Genomic DNA, 17,703 nt, shown 5'->3' with positions numbered 1-17,703 from the left:
AGAGATCCCCCGTGCCCTGGCCTAGGCGTCAGGCCTTGGTCGGAACCGTGATCTTGCCGCTGATGATGTCGGCCTTCAGCTCGTCCAGCTTGGCCTTGATGTCGTCGACGTGGCCGCCGGAGGTGGCGTAGCCGATGCCGTCGTTGCTGAGGTTGTACTGCTTGGTGCCGGCCTTGAAGGAGCCGTTGGCGACGCTCTCGACGAAGTCGTACACCGCGACGTCGACGTGCTTCTCCATGGAGGTGAGGATCTGGTCCTTCACCCCGGCGACCGCGGGCTGGTTGTACTGGTCGGAGTCGACGCCGATCGCCCACTTCTTGGCCGCGCCGACGGTCTTGATGACGCCGATGCCCGCGCCGCCCGCCGCGTGGTAGATCACGTCGGCGTTCTGGTCGAGCTGGCCCTTGGCCGCCTCGTTGCCGAGACCGGCGTCCTTGAAGCCGTTGAAGTTCGGGGGCTGCGTGAGGTACTTGGCCGGCAGCACCTTGATGCCCGGCTTGGCCTTCTTCGCGCCCGCCTGGTAGCCGGCGAAGAACTTGGTGATCAGCGGGACGTTGACGCCGCCGATGAACCCGATCGTGCCGGTCTTGGACTTCAGCGCGGCCGCGGCGCCGACCAGGTAGGACCCCTGCTCCTCGGAGAAGCAGGCCCCGCTGACATTCGCGCCCTCGACCTTGCACTGGTCGGCGTCGACGACGAGGAACTTGGTGTTCGGGAAGTCCTTGGCGACCTTGTTGATCGAGGTCGTGTAGGCGAAGCCGACGCCGATGATCGGGTTGTAGCCCTTGTTGGCCAGCAGCCGCAGGCGCGACTCCTTGTCGGCGTCGGGCTCGTCGGGCTTGGCGGAGATCTCCTCGGTCTTGACGTCGAGGTCCTTCTTGGCCTTGTCGAGGCCCGCGGCGGCCGAGTCGTTGAAGGACTGGTCACCGCGGCCGCCGATGTCGAAGGCGAGACCGATCTTGAGGGTCTTCTTGCCGTCTCCACCGCCGTCGCCGCTGTCGGCCTTCTTGCCACCGCACGCGGAAGCGCTGAGCGTCAGCGCCGCACCCGTCACGGTGACGAGCGTAATCTTCAGTCCTCGGCGCAAGGTAGCGCTCCTTCCGTCCCACCCACGGTCTGGCGACCCGGTCCGGTCACCGAAATCGATCGGACGCTACCTCGCGATTGACCGCAAACTTCCCGCTTGCACGGTTTCGCAACAGGTCCGTTACCAATGCGTAGGCATATCGCCACAGGTCAGCGCGGCCATGGGCGGCGCTGACCGGCACGCGGAGCCCTCGTGCGCGGGTACCCGGAGATCGGAAGGGGACGAGCCGCTTGATCACCCACGGTGATGACCGCAGCCCGACCGGCGGGGGCTAGGCCAGCGCGGCCCCCTCGACCGGCTCGGCGTCGCCGGGACGTCCGCCGTCCCACAGCGCGGTCAGCGCGGTGGCGCTCAGCACCTTCATGCCGACGGCGATGCACCGCTCGTCGACGTCGAAGTCGCCGCGGTGAAGGTCGTACTCGCCGGGCGAGCCCGGGGTGCGGACGCCGAGCCGGGCGAGGGCGCCCGGGATCGACTCCAGGTACCAGCCGAAGTCCTCGCCGCCGAGGCTCTGCGGGGTCGGCACGACGCCGTCCTCATCCATGACCTGGGCGGCGGCGTCGCGGAACATCTGCACGCTGGCCGCCTCGTTGACGGTCGGCGGGACGCCCCGGACGTACTCCAGCGACGCCTCCACGTCGTAGGCGGCGGCGACCGACTGGAGCAGCGCCTTCATCATCTCGGGAGCCCGGTGCCACGCCTCGTCGTCCAGGCAGCGGACGGTGCCCTCGGCGATCCCGTCGTCGGGGATGGCGTTGGCGACGGACCCGGCCGACACGCGCCCCCACACCAGCGACAGGCTGGAGCGCGGGTCGACGCGCCGCGACAGCGCGGACGGCAGCTCGGTGACGATCTTTGCGAGCGCGTAGACGAGGTCGGCGGTCAGGTGCGGCCGGGCGGTGTGCCCGCCGGGCCCGGTGACCTTCACGTAGACCTTGTCGCAGGCGGCGGTGATCGGACCGGTGCGCAGGCCGAGCTGGCCGACCTCGATGCGGGGGTCGCAGTGCAGCGCGAACGCGCGGTCGACGCCCGCGATGCCGCCCGCGGCCATCACGTCGAGCGCGCCGCCCGGCGTCTCCTCGGCGGGCTGGAACAGCAGCCGGACCCGGCCGGGCAGCAGCCCCGCCTCCGCCTGCTGGGCCAGGAACAGGCCCGCGCCCAGCACCATCGTGGTGTGGACGTCGTGGCCGCACGCGTGCGCGACGCCGGGGACGGTCGACCGGTAGGCGACGCCCTCCTTCTCGTCCTGGAGCGGGAGCGCGTCGATGTCGGCCCGCAGCGCCACGGTCGTGCCGTCGGCGGGGCCGATGTCGCAGAACAGCCCGGTGCCCTTCGGCAGGATCACCGGCTCCAGCCCGGCCGCGCGGAGCCGCTCGGCGAGCCTGCGGGTGGTGCGGTGCTCGGAGTAGCCGAGCTCGGGGTGCATGTGCAGGTCGCGGCGGAACGCGATCAGCTCCGCCTCGTGCGCGGCGAGGAACGCGTCGAGCTGCGGTTGCAGCACGGCCCCGCCGAGAACCGCCGGGACGCCGGCCACCGCGGGGACGCCGGCCACCGCGGGGACGCCGGTCGCCGCGTGGGCGCCGGCCGCCGCGGCGGAGGCGTCCTGCCGCCGCACGGCTCCCTCGGAGCCGAGAGCCTCGGGCACGCCGGGCGCCAGCCCGTTCGCGCCGGCGGCGCCGGAGGCGGCGCCCAGGTCCGCACGGCCCTCGGGACCGTCCGGCCCCGGGGCGGTGGGTGGTTCAAGGCCGGGCATCACCCCGGGTCCCGGATGTGTCATGTGCGCCCCCTGCGCGATGGCGGAGCCGAACGGCGCCCGCCGGGTGATGTTCTTGGAAACCGTGTCCTGCTCAGCGGCCGTGTCGTTCTTCGCGGCCGCGTCGTTCTCTGAAACCGTGTCGTCCTTCGAAGGATCGTCCGTCGAGGACAGGTCGTTCTTCGAGGGCGTCTCGTGCTTCGAAGCCGGGTCGTGCTTGGAGGCCGCGGCGTGCTCGGAAGCGGCGTCGCGCGCGGCGGGTGCGGTCGCGGGGTCGGTGCGCGCGGGGTCCCCGGTGCGGTCCGGTCCCTCAGGCTCCGGCATGTGCGACCTCCCCCAGTGTGACGAACCTGTCCTCCGCGAGCTCGGCGATCGCCGCGTCGACGACGTTCTCCAGGGTCCCGCCGGCGGCGCGGATCGCGCGCTGGCGCTCGTACGGGGCCCCGTACTCCAGCACCTCGCCGGCGACCTTGAGCTCCTCGGCGCAGCCGAGCCGGTCGGCGACCGGCTCCAGCTCCCTGATCAGCTCGTAGAGGTCGTCGCGGAGCGGAGCGGTGTTCCCAGTGTCGTCGGTGATGACGATCGCGTCGAGCCCGTACCTCGTGGCGCGCCACTTGTTGTCGCGCACCACCCAGGCGGCCGGCCGCGGCAGGGTGTACCCGCGGTCCAGCTGCTGCTCGAACAGCGTGACGAGGCTCTGGCACAGAGCGGCGGCCATGCCCACCTCACGCAGCGTGGGGATCCCGTCGAACATCCTGATCTCGACGGTGCCGAAGTCGGGATGCGGCCGGATGTCCCACCAGACCTCTTTGATGCTCCTTATCGTTCCGGAACGCATCAACGTGTCCATGTAATCCTCGAAGGCCGCCCAGTCGTCTAGAAGGTGGGGCGGCCCGGCCGTGGGCATCTGGCCGAACACGACCGCCCGGCAGGACGCGAGGCCGGTGTCGCTGCCGCTCCAGAACGGGCTGGAGGCGGTGAGCGCGAGGAAGTGCGGAAGGTAGGACGAGAGCGCGTTGACGATGGGGATGACCTTGGCGCCGTCGGAGATGCCGACGTGGACGTGAACGCCGAACGTCTGGATGCGCCGGGCCAGCCACTGCATCTCCTCGACGAGCTTCGCGTAGCGCCCCATGGGCGCCATCACGGCCTCCCGCCAGTCGCTGATCGGGTGGGTGCCCGTGCAGGCCAGCGCGAGGCCGCGGTCGGCCGCGGCGGCGCGCAGGGCGGCGAGGGTGCCGGAGAGGTCGGCCTTGGCCTCTCCCACGGTGTCGCTGATCCCGGTCACGACCTCGACCGTGGACTCCATCAGCTCGTGCCGGACGCGGGGGATGTCGCCGTCCTCGCTGAGCGACGGCAGGGCGGCGAGCACCTCGCGTGCGTCCTGCCGCAGGTGCCTGGTCTCCGCATCGACGAGTTGGATCTCCCACTCGACGCCCAGCGTCGCCCCGTGCGATGCGTTGAAGTCAATGGCCACGGCCAACCTCCGTCCACAATCCTTGCAGGTCGTTGCGTGGCACGTGGCGCAATTCAGCCAGCGGGTCCCTAAGCCTGGACAAACGCCGGTCCAGGTCACGTGTTCGTTCCATGATGGCGTCCGTGCCCGCCCCCTGCCGGGCGTCCTGCCCTTTGCGGATCAATTGACTCATGCGGACGGTCGCCGGCGGGCGGAGGTCCTACTTTTCGGTCATCGATCTTGGTGTGCGCACCACTAGATCGAACTAGTCAGCCCGTCCAAAATACCGTCGGCCCGTCTGAAAATCCTGTCGATGACGGATCGTAACCGATCCAAGGTGTCCCATATGTAACGTTATGGGACGGCTGTGTCGTACGTCCTGTCTGCAACTTGTGTCACATCCGTCGCGTCGGTCGCATCCGTCCCCCGCTTGCCGGTTTCGTGATCGGGTACCTCTTCGCCGGATAGGTCGCCTAGTCTTCGGGGGGAGTCATGGGCGTTGGGCGCCTGCGCGCCGGGAGCGATCGCGCTCCCACGGGATTGAGGAGCGTCGGGAGCTTGTCACGACAGCGACGAGGGCCGGCCGGCGTCCGCCGCGCCCTGACGGTCATCACCGTGCCGGTCACGGCCGCCTCGCTCGCGGCGGCCCCCGCCTTCGCGGCCGCCCCCGCCGGCGTCCCCGCCGGGCGGACGCCCGCCGAGGGACCGCTCGCCGCGGCGCCCACCGCGGCGCCGGCAGGCGAGACGGTCGGCGGGCCCCGGCTCGCGAGCCGGGGGATCATCGCGAACACGGCCCCGGGCGTCCCCGCCCCGCCGAAGATCAAGGCGGCCTCGTACCTGATCGCGGACGCCGACACCGGCCAGGTCCTCGCCGCCAAGGACCCGCACGGGCACTACCTGCCCGCCAGCACCCTCAAGACCCTCACCGCGCTGACGCTCGTCCCCAAACTGGACCCGAACCGGCTCGTCCGGCCGTCCCAGAAGGCGTGCGACACCGAGGGCACCAAGGTCGGCCTGACGCCGAAGATGCAGTACAAGGTCTCCGACCTGTTCCACGCGCTGCTGATGATGTCCGCCAACGACGCGGCGGTCACGCTGTCGGAGGCCGCCGGCGGGATGCGCAGGACCCTCGCCGACATGAACGCCGAGGCCAGGCGGATCAACGCGCGCGACACCCTCGCCGGGTCCCCGAACGGGCTGGACAAGGACCTCGGGCTCGACGTCCGGACGCAGCACACCTCGGCCTACGACCTCGCGCTCATCCTGCGCGAGGGCATGAAGAACCCCGAGTACCGCGCCTACATGCAGGCGATCGACTTCCAGTTCCCGGCGCCCCCGACGAAGAAGGAGCGCAAGAAGGGCAAGAAGGTCGGCGGGTACCCGATCCACACGCACAACCACATGCTCCCGGGCGAGCGGCTGGCCTACCCCGGGATGCTCGGCGGCAAGAACGGCTACACGATCGCCGCCCAGCAGACGTTCGTCGCCGAGGCGCGCCGCGGCGGCCACACGATCGTGATCTCGCTGATGCGGGCGGACATGCCGCCGTCGGCGTACGCGGCCAAGCTGCTGAACTGGGGCTTCGCCGCCCGCGGCAAGGTGCAGCCGGTGGGCACGCTCGTCCCGCCGGGCGACCTGGAGAAGACCCGCAAGGACGGCGGCTCGGGCGTGCTGCCCGACGCGCCCCTCGCCTCCGACGACTCCTCGCGCATGTGGCTGCTGGTCGGCGGCGGCGCGGTGGGCGCGCTGCTCGCGATCACGGCGCTGTTCGTGGTGCTGCGCCGCAGGCGGCGGCTGGAGGCGGCCCGCTACCGCAGCGGCCGGTAAAGCTTCTCCCACCCCTTCCCACGGCGCTGGCACCCTCGTGTCCGGGGGGCATACGCTCGCGGTGGCGCCGGTGATCTCGTCACCGCCGCGGGACGGCGGAACGGCGCCTCGGGGGAGGAAACGCGCCATGTCCGACTTGTACGTCCCCGTGCCCGGCGCACCCGCCCCCTCACCGGCACCGCCGGGCTTCGACGAGCATCCGAACGTGACGCTGCTGAAGGACGGCTACACGGCCTTCGCCAAGGGCGACATGGACCTCATCCGCGGGCTCCTGGCCGACGACGTCGTGCACCGCGTCCCGGGGCGCGGGCCCATCTGCGGCGAGTACCGGACACCCGAGGAGGTCCTGGGCTTCTACGTCCGGCTGTTCGAGCTGTCCGGCGGGACGTTCCGCGCCGAGCCCTACTCGATCATGGCCAACGACGAGTACGGCGCGGCCCTCGTGCAGACCTGCGCCGAGCGGCCCGGACAGGTCCTGGACGGCCGCTCGGTCGACCTGTTCCGCATCCGGGACGGGAAGATCACCGAGATCCGGACCCTGGCCGAGGACCAGTACGCCGACGACGCCTTCTGGTCCCGCACGACCGTCCCGTCCTGACGCCGCCGTCCTGACGCGGCCGTCCTGACGCGGCCGTGAGCTCCGCTACGCCTGGACCGGCTTCTGGGCCTGGACCGGCTTCTCGCCGGCGCGTTCCTGGAGCTCCTCGACCTCCGCGAGGTCGGCGCTGTTCTCCGGATTGGTGGCGTCCGCGGCGAGGATGACGCGGCGCGTCGCCGTCCAGGCGGCGACGAACAGCGCGAACCGGGTCGCGATGTTGATCCACACCATCAGCCCGACCAGCACGGCGAACGTGCCGTAGACGGGGTTCTGCGTCGTCCGCCCGATCAGGAACGCCGCGATCTGCTTGAGGATCTCGAAGCCGACCGCGCCGAACAGCGCGCCCCGGATGATCCGCCGCCAGGGCGCCCGGGTCCCCGACAGCCGCGAGAACAGCGCCAGGAAGACCACGGTGTCGAAGAAGATCGCGCAGGTCAGCGACAGCAGCCGCAGCCCGGTGCCGGCGCCGGGGACGTCCTCCAGCCCGAGCCACCCGAGGACGGTGTGGGTGGCGGACGTCGTGACCGTCGTGACCGCCATGCCGCAGACCAGGATCAGGCCGAGGAACGCCAGCACGGCGCCGTCCCACAGCCGCTTCAGGAAGAAGTTGCCGCCGCCGCCCGGCTCGTTGCCCCAGATGTCGCGCAGGGACTCGCGCAGCACCTGCACCCAGCCGATCCCGGTGACCAGCAGCGCGACCAGGCCGAGGACGCCGACGGCGGTCTTGGACTGGGCGATCTGCTCGACGTCCAGCTGGCCGGCGAGCCCCGGCAGCTGCGAGTTGATCGCCCGGACGAAGTAGTCGCGGGCCTCGTCGCTGACCCCGACGAGATAGCCGAGCAGCGCGTACGCCAGCGCCATCAGCGGGAAGAACGACAGGAACGCGTAGCTGGTGAGGGCGGCCGCGAGCCGGTCGCCGCGGCGCTCCTGGTACCGCTCGAACGCGCGCACCAGGTGGTCGAACCCCCGCGAGCGCTCCCGGGAACGGCGCAGCGCGGCCTTCCCGTCGCCGAACAGGGACTCGCTCCGCCGCTGGACCCTGCCGATCGCCTGCCGCATGCACGCAACGTACCCAACCGGGGCCACTCGATGCCGCAGACGGTAATCGATCGGTCAACGCAGCGTCTTCCACCGCATCACATGGGCAAAGCGCCGTCCGCCCCGGTTCACGCAGGCGGTGAGCCGCCTTGGGAACCACCCGGCGACGGGACGGCGCCGTCCCCGAAGATGAAGTCGCACTGCGGGCGCCACACGCCGTCCTCCCCGTGCTCGTACAGGGAGAAGCCCCACGCCTCGAAGTCGGCGCTGTAGCCGGCGAGCTCCTTGAACGCCTGGTCCATGACGCTGTCGGAGAGGTGGTGGGCGATGGTGACGTGCGGGTGGTACGGGAACGGCAGCGGCCGGGCGAGCGGCCCCGACAGGACCTTCGCCTGGACCCGCTCGCACCCGCCGATCCCCTCGGCGAGCGCCACGAACACGACCGGCGACACCGGCCGGAACGTTCCGCTGCCGCGCAGCCTGATCGGGAAGGGGGTCTCGGTGCTCGCGACGCCGCGCAGGTGCTCCTCGACGGCGTCGAGGTCGGACTCGCCGATCTCGGTCGGCGGCAGCAGCGTGATGTGCGCCGGGATCGAGTAGGCGAGCGGATCGCCGAACGAGGCGCGCCGGGCCTGGAGGAACGCGCCGTGCGGGTCGGGGATCGGGATGGCCACCCCGATCATGCGCGTGCCGCCGGCGGGGATCACGCCGCCGCCGGCGGAGGGCGCCTCCCCGGGGCCCTCCGCGGCGTCGGGAGCGGGACCGTCAGCGACCACGTCCCACGAATCCCACCCGTTCGCGCACGGTCTCCATCGTCGCGGTGGCGACCCTGGAGGCGCGCTCGGCGCCGAGGGCGAGCACCTGGTCGAGCCGCTCCTCGTCGTCCAGCAGCTTGAGCGTGCGCTCCCTGATCGGGGTGAACGTGTCGAGGACGACCTGTGCGAGGTCCTTCTTGAACTGCCCGTACCCGGAGCCCGCGTAGCGGGCCTCGAGGTCCGGGATCGAGGTCCCCTCCAGCGCGGAGAAGATCCGCAGGAGGTTGGTGACGCCGGCCTTCTTCTCCTCGTCGTAGACGACCTCGGTGCCGGTGTCGGTGACCGCGCGCATGATCTTCTTGCGCATCGGGCCGGGCTCCTCCAGCACGTCGATGATGCCCTGCGGCGAGGACGCCGACTTGCTCATCTTGGCGTCCGGCTCCTGCAGGTCGGTGATCTTCGCGGCGCCCGCGGGGATGTGCGCCTCGGGCGGCACGAACGTCTCGCCGAAGCGGTGGTTGAACCGCTGCGCGAGGGTGCGGGTCAGCTCCAGGTGCTGCCGCTGGTCCTCGCCGACGGGGACGCGCAGCGCCCGGCCGGCCTCGACGGTGGGGTCGGGCGAGTAGAGCAGGATGTCGGCGGCCTGGAGGACCGGGTAGGTGAACAGGCCGACGGTCGTCCCGCTCGTGCCCTGCTTGGACGACTTGTCCTTGAACTGGGTCATCCGCTGGGCCTCGCCGAACCCGGTGAGGCAGCCGAGCACCCAGGCCAGTTCGGCGTGCTCGGGGACGTGGCTCTGCACGAACACCGTGGCGCGCTCGGGGTCGAGGCCCATCGCGAGGAGCTGGGCGACGGCGACCTTGGTGCGGCGGCGCAGCAGCGCGGGGTCGTGCTCGACGGTGATCGCGTGCAGGTCGACCACGCAGTAGAAGGCGTCATGGGTGTCCTGCATCGAGACCCACTGCCGGAGCGCCCCCAGGTAGTTGCCGAGGTGGAACGAGTCGGCGGTGGGCTGGATGCCGGACAGCACGCGCGGCGGTGCCGCGGCCGTTCCGGCGGACGCTTCGGGGCTGGGCGCTTCGGGCATGTGCACGGACCGATTCTCTCAGGTGTCACCGGAGGTTTCGCCGCCGGCGGCCTGCCGGGTGCCGGAGCCGGCGGCGGCGTCGCCGATCACCGTCCGCGGGGTCGCGGACGGCGTGCCGGGCGGCACCGGTAGGGCCTGCGGCGTCGCCCGCGGCATGACGCGCACGCGCGCCACCCGCCGGCCCTCCATCCGGGCCACCGCGAGCCGGCGCCCGCCGGCCTCCACCGAGTCGCCCTCGGCGGGCACCCGGCGCAGCACCGCCATGATGTGCCCGGCGACCGTCTCGTACGGCCCGGCCGGCAGCCGGATGCCGGTCTCTGCGGCGAAGTCGTCCAGGTTGAGCAGGCCGTCGACCTCGACCACCCCGCCGTGCAGGCGCCGTGCCTGCGCGTCCTGTACATCATATTCGTCGCGGATGTCACCGATGAGTTCCTCCACGAGGTCCTCCAGCGTGACGATGCCGGCGACGCCGCCGTACTCGTCCATGACGATCGCCAGGTGGCAGCCCTCGCGGCGCATCTCCGACAGCGCCGGGAGCACCCGCTTCGAGGCCGGCAGGAACTTCACCGGCCGCACCAGCTCCCCCACCGAACCCGCGCCTCGCACCCCCGGCAGGCGCCCCCCAGACGAAGCGCGCCCGTCACGCGAAGCCTGCCCGTCAGGCGGAGCAGATCCGCCCGGCGGAGCGAGCCCACCGGGCGGGCCGTGGCCGTCGGGCGGGGCGGGGGCGTCCGGGAGGGTGGGCAGGACGGGGGCCAGCAGGTCGCGGATGTGCACGAAGCCGATCACCTCGTCGTGCGAGTCGCGGCAGACGGGGAAGCGCGAGTGCGGGGTGGCCGCGGCGATCCGCGCGGCGGCGGTCAGCGGGAGCGAGGCGTCCAGGAACTCCACCTCGGTGCGCGGGACGAGGACCTCGCGCAGCGGCCGCTCCCCCGCCGCGAACACCTCCCCGATCAGCGCCCGCTCGTCGGCGGTGAGCTGGGTGTTCTGCGCCACCAGCGCCCGCATCCGCTCCGCGGTGATCTCCTCGCGGAGCGCGCCCGGGTCGCCGCCCGAGAGCCGCACGACGAGCTGGGTGGAACTCGACAGCAGCCACACCAGAGGGCGGGCGAGCGCGCCCGCGGGCCCCACGGGCGGCCGGGACGGCGTCCGGTCCATGGGTTCAGCCTTCCCCGTTCGGCGTTCCGGATAGCCTGGGCGGACCCCATAGCCTGGACGCACCAGCCTGGACGGCCCCCGCCGTCCGGATCGTCCCTGATAGTCGTGAACCAGCCGGAGTCTCGTCGTGGAGGTCCGTCAGTGAAGCTGCTCGTCACCGGAGGCGCCGGCTATGTCGGCAGCGTCGTCTCCGCTCTGCTCCTGGAGGCGGGGCACGAGGTCGTCGTGCTCGACGACCTGTCCACCGGACACGAGGACGCGGTGCCCGAGGGCGCCCGGCTGGTGCGCGGCACGATGCGCGACACGGCGGCGGAGGTGCTCGGCGGCGCCGGGTTCGACGCCGTGCTGCACTTCGCGGCCAAGTCGCTCGTCGGGGAGTCCGTGCAGAAGCCCGGCCTGTACTGGGACAAGAACCTCGGCGAGTCCCTCGCCCTGCTGGAGGCGATGCGCGTCGCGGGCGTCCCCCGCATCGTGTTCTCCTCGACCGCCGCGACCTACGGCGAGCCGGAGTCGACGCCGATCCTGGAGACCGACCCGACCCGTCCGACCAACCCCTACGGGGCGTCCAAGCTCGCGATCGACACGGCGCTCACCGAGTACGCGCGGCTGCACGGCATCGGCGGGGTGTCGCTGCGGTACTTCAACGTGGCCGGCGCCTACGGGCGGCTCGGCGAGCGGCACGCGGTCGAGACCCACCTCATCCCGAACGTGCTGAAGATCGCGCAGGGGAACGGCCAGACCGTGAAGATGTTCGGCGACGACTACCCGACGCCGGACGGCACCTGCGTCCGCGACTACATCCACGTGACCGACCTCGGCCGCGCCCACCTGCTCGCGCTGGAGGCCTGCGAGCCGGGAAGCCACGAGATCTTCAACCTGGGCAGCGGCACCGGCAGCTCCGTCCGCGAGGTCGTCGAGGTCTGCCGCGAGGTCACCGGCCGCGACATCCCGACCGAGGCGGCGCCGCGCCGCGCCGGCGACCCCGCCGTGCTGGTCGCCTCGTCGGAGAAGATCCAGACGCGGCTCGGGTGGAAGCCCGAGCGCGACCTGCGCACCATGGTCGACGACGCGTGGACGTTCCTGCGCTCCCGATGACCGAGACCCCGATGACCCAGACCCCGATGACCGAGACGCTGAGCGCGAGCTTCGCCGAGGCGTTCGGGCGGGCCCCCGAGGGCGTGTGGCGCGCCCCCGGACGGGTCAACCTGATCGGCGAGCACACCGACTACAACGACGGCTTCGTCCTGCCGTTCGCGCTTCCGCGCGGCGTCTCGGTCGCCGCCGCCCGCCGCGACGACGGCGTGGTGGAGGTGCGGTCGCTGCAGGCCGCCACCGCCGTCACCGCGCCCGTGGACGGCGGAACGGTCGCCTCCGAGCACTGGCCCGCCGACCGGCAGTGGGCCGCCTACCCGGTCGGCGTCGCGCGCGTGCTGCGCGAGCACGGGACGGGCGGCGCGTCCCTGCTGATCGACTCCGACCTCCCGCAGGGCGCGGGCCTCTCCTCGTCCGCGGCCCTGGAGTGCGCGACCGCGCTGGCCCTGTGCGACCTGCACGGCGTCGAGATCGACCGGCCCGCCCTGGCCCGGCTCGCGCAGCGCGCCGAGAACGAGCAGGTCGGCATGCCGTGCGGCCTCATGGACCAGTCGGCCTCGCTGCTGTGCACGCCCGGCCACGCGCTGATGCTCGACTGCCGCAGCGGGCTGTCGTCGCAGGTCCCGTTCGATCCGGCGGCCGCGGGCATGGTCCTGCTGGTGGTCGACACGCGGGCCTCGCACGCGCTGACCGGCGGCGACTACGGCCGCCGCCGCGCGGAGTGCGAGGAGGCCGCGTCCCTCCTCGGCGTGGACGCCCTGCGCGACGTCAAGGACCTCGCCGCCGCCCTCGCGTCGCTGCGCGACCCCGTCCTGCGCCGCCGCGTCCAGCACGTCGTGACCGAGAACCACCGCGTCGAGGCCGCCGTGGGGCTGCTGCGCGCCGGGGCCCTCCCGGAGCTCGGCGCCATGCTGAACGCCTCGCACCTGTCCCTGCGCGACCAGTTCGAGATCTCCTGGCCCGAGGCCGACGCCACCGTCGACGCCGCGCTGCGCGCGGGCGCCCGGGGCGGCCGCATGGTGGGCGGCGGCTTCGGCGGCTCCGTCATCGTCCTCGCCCCCGCCGCACGGGCCCCGAAGGTCCGCGACGCGATCACCGACGCCTACACCAGGCGCGGCTGGACGCCCCCCGACTTCCTGGAGGCCATCCCTTCCCAGGGCGCCCACCGCGTCGCCTGACCAGGCGCCTGGCCAAGGAGCCTGACCAGGCGCCTGGCCAAGGAGCCTGACCAGGCGCCTGACCAAGGAGCCCGACCGGGCAGCCGGGGCCCTGCTACTCGATGGCCGCCTTGATGTCGTTGTGGAGGCGGGTGGCCTCTTCGGCGGCGTCGGTCTCGTCGAGGGTCGTGAAGCCGTCCGCGGCGGCGGAGGCGTGGGCGGCGGCCTCGGGCAGGCGGCCCACCTGGGCGAGGAGGCGGGCCTGGTCGAAGGAGACGAGGGCGGTCTCCCAGACGCGGGCGGGCTCGTTGTCCGGCGGCAGCCCGGCCAGGGCCGCACGGGCCGTCTCCATGGCGGTGACGGCCTCCTCGCGGTCGCCGCTCCACAGCAGGCACATCGCGGCGCGGCGGCGCGTCCGGACCAGCCCGTAGGGGTCGCCCGCCTTCTCGCAGGCCTCGGCGGCCTCGGCGAACCGGGCGGCGGCCAGGGCGTCCTTGTCGAGGGCGGACAGGACGCCCGCGGCCTCCTCCAGGAAGTGCGCGGCGGCGTCGGGGCGGCCGTCCCGCGCGGCCTCCTCGGCGAGGTCGGCGAACGTCGCGGCGGCGTCCTCCTCGCCCATCTCCTTCTGCGCGTGCGCGAGGATCAGGCGGCAGTTCCAGGCGCTCTCGCCGTCCAGGCCGGGCAGCGCCTCCTCGGCCACCTCGGCGGCCTCCAGGTGGCGGCCCGTGCGCAGGTACGCGTTGGCGAGGTCCGTGCGGATGTGGACGGCCTGCTCGTGCATGCCCTCGGCCGTCCAGGCCGCGATGGCCTCCACGAGGTCGGCGACGGCGTCCGCGGGGCGGTCGGCGGCGAGGAAGGTCAGGCCGCGGTCGGTGTGCACGGCCGCGCGCAGCGGCGAGGGGCCGCGCAGGACGGCGAGCGCCTCGTCGAACAGGGCGAACGCCTCCTCGTCCGGCCCGCCCTCCCGCCGGGCCAGGACGCCGGCGAGCGCCAGGGCGGGCGCGGCGAGCGTCTCCGGCCGGTCCGAGGCGCGCGACGCCTCAAGGGAGCGGCGCAGCGCCTCCTCCGCGGCCTCGGTGTCACCGGTCCGCAGAAGCACCTGCCCCCGCTGGAACCACAGTTCTCCGGCGAACTCCGGCGCGTCGTCGAGGTCGACCCTGTCGAGCGTGGCGAGGGCCTCGGCCGGGCGCTCGAACCTGACCTGCACGGTGGCGAGGCGGAGCAGCGCGACCTGGGCGTCGCCCGCCTCCCCCGGGTGCGCGGCGAGGTGCTCGGCCGACGCGATCACCTGCTCCAGGCCGCCCTCGTCGCCGAGGTCGACGCGGGCGGCGCCGAGGCGGCCGAGCACGCGGTGCCGGCCCGTCTCGTCGCCCAGCCCGGCGTAGAGCCGGGCCGCTTCCTCCCAGCACTCGACCGCGTCCTGGACGTTCCCGTCGATGGCGAATTCGACGCCCCGGCCGTCGATGCGGCGGGCCCTCTGGAGGGGCGTCGGCTCGGTGGTCTCGGCGACGGCGTCGAACCGCCGGTAGGCCGCCAGCATGCCGGGCAGGTCCTCCTCCCGGCGGCACCGGTCCACCCGTTCGAGCAGCTCGTCGAGATCGTCCACCGACGCGAGGTCGGAGACGTCCTCGGAAGAGGCGGAGCCGTCCCGCGGCTCGGGCACGGCGTCGCTCCGCGGCTCGGGGGCGGCGTCGCTCCGCGGCTCGGAGGCGGGGTCGGTCCGCCGCGCGGGGGCGGGGACGGGACGGCGGTGGTGGGGGGCCAGCGGCAGGAAGTCGACGACCGGCTCGGCCGCCAGCGTGGCCCGCACCTCGTCGCCCTGGTGGGACGTGCCGTTGCGGGCGTCGAACCGGTCCGCCAGCGCCGTCGCGCGTTCGGCCAGCTCGGCGCGGAGCTCGGGCACGGGCACGTCCGCGGCCGGGCGGTCGCCCACCGCCGGGCGGCGGACGGTCGCGGCGCCGTGGCCGGCCGCCTCGACCCGCCCCAGCACGAGGGCCGCCGCGGCGGAGAAGTTCATGTCGGCGTGCGTGGACGGGGCCCGGTCGAGCCATCCGATGTGCCGCTGGAGGATCTCCAGGCCGCGCGCCTCGTTGCCGGTGACCGCGCAGAACTCCAGGTGGTCGGCGATGTCGCCGAGGTCGGCGAGGCGGGCCCGGTGCACCCGGTAGGCGCGGCGGTGCGCGTCGGCGGCCTTCTCCAGGCGGCCCGTGCGCAGGTAGACCGGCAGCATCGCCGTCCGGATCGACTGCGGCTGCTCGTTGCAGCGCAGCTGCGCGCTCAGCACGGGCGCGGCGATCTGGAACGCCTCCTTGTGCCGCCCGGCCTCGACCAGGTGGCGGACCATTCCGGTCGGGTCGCAGCCCTCGCAGTCGGACAGCTCGTCGCGCTCGGCCGTGCGCCACTTCACGAACCACTCGTCGGCCGAACCGTCGCCGATGTGCCGCGCCACCACGTTGCGGTAGTGGTACACCGCCTGGAGGCTGTGGCCGCCCGTCTTGTAGCGGCGCTCCATGTCGTCCAGGACGGCGAAGGCGCGGTCCAGCGGGATCTCCGGGAACAGGGTCAGGGAGCTGACCGCCGCCTTCATCTGCCACAGCAGGTTGTGCGTCTCGTCGAACCGGACGGGGTCGCGGTCGTGGTCGGCCAGCGTGCGGCCGAACGTCGCGAACGCCTTCGCGGGCTCGCCGCCGTACCGGTAGGCGTCGGTCAGCCTGATCCGCACGTGGAACGCCAGCACCTCGTCGCCGGCCGCCTCCGCGCGGCGCAGCGCGTCCTCGACCAGGACGGTGCGGGCCTCCCCGTAGGGCAGCTCCTGCGACCGCGCCATGAGCGCATAGACGTCCTCAGTGCTCATCGGGACCTTCCGGGGAGTGGACGGCCCACTCCAGCAGGCCGATGAAGGAACGGTTCAGGACCGCCGTGTCGGCGGGACGCAGCGGATGGTGGCCGAGCAGCAGCGCCTGCCCGTACAGGGCCTGGACCGCGGGCTCGACCGGCCCGCCGTCGCCGAGCGCCGTGACGCGCCGCGCCAGCGGGTTGCGGTGGTTCAGCACGAGCTGGGGGCGGTCGATGCCGGCGGAGGCGTTGACCGCGCCGAGCACGTCCGCCCACAGCTCGCCCGCCTCCTCCTTCGCGCGCTCCAGCTCCTCGCGGAACTGCGCGTCCCGGCTCGTCAGGTACAGCGCGGGCAGCGACGCGGGATCGAAGTCGCGGACGACCACCTCGCAGCCGAGCCGCTCCACCGCCCGCTGCGCCGCCGCGAGGAAGGGCCGCAGCGCCAGCTCGGTCGCCGGGTCGAGGACGCCGAACGTGGTGGTCAGCTCCGCCGCGTCCAGCCGGGTGAGCCGGATGTCGGGGTCCAGGTCGGGCAGCCGCTCGATGATCTCGGTGTCGTGGACGTAGCCGCCGTTGACCAGGCCCACGCCCTGGGCGCCCGCGACCGCCGACAGCCGCCGGAACTCGTCCACGCTCGCGGTGAAGCGGCCGTCCGGGTGGCGGCGGCGGAACTCGTGCAGAGTCATCGGCCCGGAGGACGTCTCGTACTCCAGCCACCGGTCGACTATCCGCAGCATGTCGTCGTCGTGCAGGGCCATCGCCTTGACGCCGAGCTGGTGCAGCCGCAGGAACGCCCGCAGCCGCGCCGGGTCGGTCTCGGCGAGCTTCACCAGCCACTGCCGCAGCACCTCGCCGAGGCCGTGCCGCGTCGACTCCAGCAGCTCGTCCTCGTAGAGGGCCTCGCGGCTCGCGGTCGGGCGCAGCTCCCCCGCGTCCACGACGCAGCGCGCGAAGAACGCCCAGTCGGGCAGGAGGCCCTCGACGTGCTCGGCCAGCAGCATCCGCTTCAGGTAGACGCGGTGCGCGGAGCGCGCGGACGGCGCCACCGGCTCGGGCAGGACGAACGCGACGCCCGTCAGCCCCGCCTCCGGCACGTCGAGATCGACCACGTCGAACGGGGTGTACCCGTAGACGTCCTCGCAGTAGCGGTCCAGCGCCCGCCTGCGGTCGGCGGGGTCGCGGTAGGACGCGCGCCACGGGGGCCCGTCGCCGGTGACGGCGACGCCGTCCACGACCAGCTCGACCGGCAGGAGCGACCCGTACGTGGCGGCCAGCTCGGCGACGACCGGCGGGCTCAGCAGCTCCGCCGACCCCGGCCGGGCCCGCAGCGTCACCGTCGTGCCCGGCTCGTCCCGCTCGCCTGGTTCGACCTGGTAGCTGCCCTCGGAGCGCCCCGTCCACCGGACCGCGCCGCCGCCGCGCGCGGACCGCGTCACGACCTCGATCTCGTCCGCGACGAGGAACGCCGACAGCAGCCCGATCCCGAACTGGCCGAGGAAGTCGTGGCGCGCGAACCCGAGCTCGTCCCGCTTGGACGACCGCCCGATCGTCGCCAGCAGCGTGTGGACCTCGTCCTCGGTCAGGCCGACGCCGTCGTCGTGCACGCGCAGCACGCCGCCGCCCGTCTCGATCTCGACGCGGCCCCCCGCGCCGCGCGCCGTGATCGCGTCCACCGCGTTCTGCAGCAGCTCCCGCAGATAGACCCGCGGGCTGGCGTAGAGATGGCGGCTCAGCAGATCCACCACGCCCCGCAGATCCACCTGGAACGCCTGTTCGGCCACCGGCACGCCTCCCCCGATCACTTTCCGAGCGATCACACCCTAGCGACCGATACCGACGCCTTCAGATCATTTGCACCCG

13 protein-coding genes are annotated in these 17,703 nt (G+C 73.1%); 4 read left to right on the top strand and 9 right to left on the bottom strand.

Going from position 1 to position 17,703, the window contains the following annotated elements; all coding sequences use genetic code 11:
• Positions 1–28: 28 nt before the first annotated feature.
• The 3 genes from AB0C21_RS23395 to AB0C21_RS23385 all read right to left on the bottom strand — a co-directional run bounded on the left by AB0C21_RS23395 (position 29) and on the right by AB0C21_RS23385 (position 4,317).
• A complete protein-coding gene (locus AB0C21_RS23395) occupies positions 29–1,087 on the bottom strand; it encodes a BMP family lipoprotein (protein WP_500206866.1) in 1,059 nt (352 codons plus the stop codon).
• A gap of 271 nt (positions 1,088–1,358) precedes the next feature.
• Positions 1,359–2,621 (bottom strand): amidohydrolase, encoded by a 1,263-nt coding sequence (locus AB0C21_RS23390; RefSeq protein ID WP_500206960.1) that lies wholly within the window; start codon positions 2,619–2,621, stop codon positions 1,359–1,361.
• 529 nt (positions 2,622–3,150) lie between these two features.
• On the bottom strand, positions 3,151–4,317 hold the full coding sequence (locus AB0C21_RS23385; protein WP_353821635.1) for a glutamate--cysteine ligase: 1,167 nt from the start codon (positions 4,315–4,317) through the stop codon (positions 3,151–3,153).
• A 537-nt stretch (positions 4,318–4,854) separates the two neighbouring features.
• Between AB0C21_RS23385 and AB0C21_RS23380 the strand changes: the two genes are divergently transcribed.
• A complete protein-coding gene (locus AB0C21_RS23380; protein WP_500206864.1) occupies positions 4,855–6,123 on the top strand; it encodes a D-alanyl-D-alanine carboxypeptidase family protein in 1,269 nt (422 codons plus the stop codon).
• Positions 6,124–6,250: 127 nt separating this feature from the next.
• The gene (locus tag AB0C21_RS23375) at positions 6,251–6,721 is read left to right on the top strand and encodes a nuclear transport factor 2 family protein (RefSeq protein WP_500206862.1); all 471 of its coding nucleotides are present in this window, start codon (positions 6,251–6,253) and stop codon (positions 6,719–6,721) included.
• A 45-nt stretch (positions 6,722–6,766) separates the two neighbouring features.
• Here AB0C21_RS23375 and AB0C21_RS23370 read toward each other — a convergent pair whose 3' ends face one another.
• The 4 genes from AB0C21_RS23370 to AB0C21_RS23355 form a co-directional block, all read right to left on the bottom strand.
• Positions 6,767–7,780, bottom strand: coding sequence for a YihY/virulence factor BrkB family protein (locus AB0C21_RS23370; RefSeq protein WP_500206860.1), 1,014 nt, complete (start codon positions 7,778–7,780; stop codon positions 6,767–6,769).
• 107 nt (positions 7,781–7,887) lie between these two features.
• Positions 7,888–8,535: a 2'-5' RNA ligase family protein gene (locus AB0C21_RS23365; protein WP_500206858.1), complete on the bottom strand. Its 648-nt coding sequence runs from the start codon at positions 8,533–8,535 to the stop codon at positions 7,888–7,890.
• Complete coding sequence (gene trpS, locus AB0C21_RS23360; RefSeq protein WP_500206958.1) at positions 8,525–9,601, bottom strand: tryptophan--tRNA ligase; 1,077 nt, start codon at positions 9,599–9,601, stop codon at positions 8,525–8,527. Before trpS ends, AB0C21_RS23365 begins: the two co-directional genes overlap by 11 nt.
• 18 nt (positions 9,602–9,619) lie before the next feature.
• The gene (locus AB0C21_RS23355) at positions 9,620–10,759 is read right to left on the bottom strand and encodes a hemolysin family protein (RefSeq protein ID WP_500206856.1); all 1,140 of its coding nucleotides are present in this window, start codon (positions 10,757–10,759) and stop codon (positions 9,620–9,622) included.
• A gap of 141 nt (positions 10,760–10,900) precedes the next feature.
• Between AB0C21_RS23355 and galE the strand changes: the two genes are divergently transcribed.
• Both galE and galK read left to right on the top strand, forming a co-directional pair.
• On the top strand, positions 10,901–11,854 hold the full coding sequence (gene galE / locus AB0C21_RS23350; protein ID WP_500206855.1) for a UDP-glucose 4-epimerase GalE: 954 nt from the start codon (positions 10,901–10,903) through the stop codon (positions 11,852–11,854).
• Positions 11,855–11,880: 26 nt separating this feature from the next.
• Complete coding sequence (gene galK / locus AB0C21_RS23345) at positions 11,881–13,029, top strand: galactokinase (protein ID WP_500206956.1); 1,149 nt, start codon at positions 11,881–11,883, stop codon at positions 13,027–13,029.
• Between the two features lie 94 nt (positions 13,030–13,123).
• Here the strand turns inward: galK and AB0C21_RS23340 are convergent, their stop codons facing one another.
• Together AB0C21_RS23340 and AB0C21_RS23335 are read right to left on the bottom strand one after the other, a co-directional pair.
• Complete coding sequence (locus AB0C21_RS23340) at positions 13,124–15,862, bottom strand: tetratricopeptide repeat protein (RefSeq protein WP_500206854.1); 2,739 nt, start codon at positions 15,860–15,862, stop codon at positions 13,124–13,126.
• On the bottom strand, positions 15,852–17,624 hold the full coding sequence (locus AB0C21_RS23335) for an HSP90 family protein (RefSeq protein ID WP_500206852.1): 1,773 nt from the start codon (positions 17,622–17,624) through the stop codon (positions 15,852–15,854). The genes AB0C21_RS23340 and AB0C21_RS23335 overlap by 11 nt, the downstream gene beginning before the upstream one ends.
• Positions 17,625–17,703: the final 79 nt, after the last annotated feature.

Origin of the sequence: Spirillospora sp. NPDC049024 (assembly GCF_040649235.1) — a bacterium.
Taxonomy (GTDB): domain Bacteria; phylum Actinomycetota; class Actinomycetes; order Streptosporangiales; family Streptosporangiaceae; genus Spirillospora.
The sequence above is the reverse complement of the archived record's forward strand: the minus strand, read 5'-3'. Positions and strand labels throughout refer to the sequence as shown.

Coding starts and splice junctions, on each gene's coding strand:
- trpS (WP_500206958.1), bottom strand. CDS start 9,601: ATGCCCGAAGCGCCCAGCCCCGAAGCGTCCGCCGGAACGGCCGCGGCA.
- AB0C21_RS23370 (WP_500206860.1), bottom strand. CDS start 7,780: ATGCGGCAGGCGATCGGCAGGGTCCAGCGGCGGAGCGAGTCCCTGTTC.
- AB0C21_RS23340 (WP_500206854.1), bottom strand. CDS start 15,862: ATGAGCACTGAGGACGTCTATGCGCTCATGGCGCGGTCGCAGGAGCTG.
- AB0C21_RS23355 (WP_500206856.1), bottom strand. CDS start 10,759: ATGGACCGGACGCCGTCCCGGCCGCCCGTGGGGCCCGCGGGCGCGCTC.
- AB0C21_RS23375 (WP_500206862.1), top strand. CDS start 6,251: ATGTCCGACTTGTACGTCCCCGTGCCCGGCGCACCCGCCCCCTCACCG.
- galK (WP_500206956.1), top strand. CDS start 11,881: ATGACCGAGACGCTGAGCGCGAGCTTCGCCGAGGCGTTCGGGCGGGCC.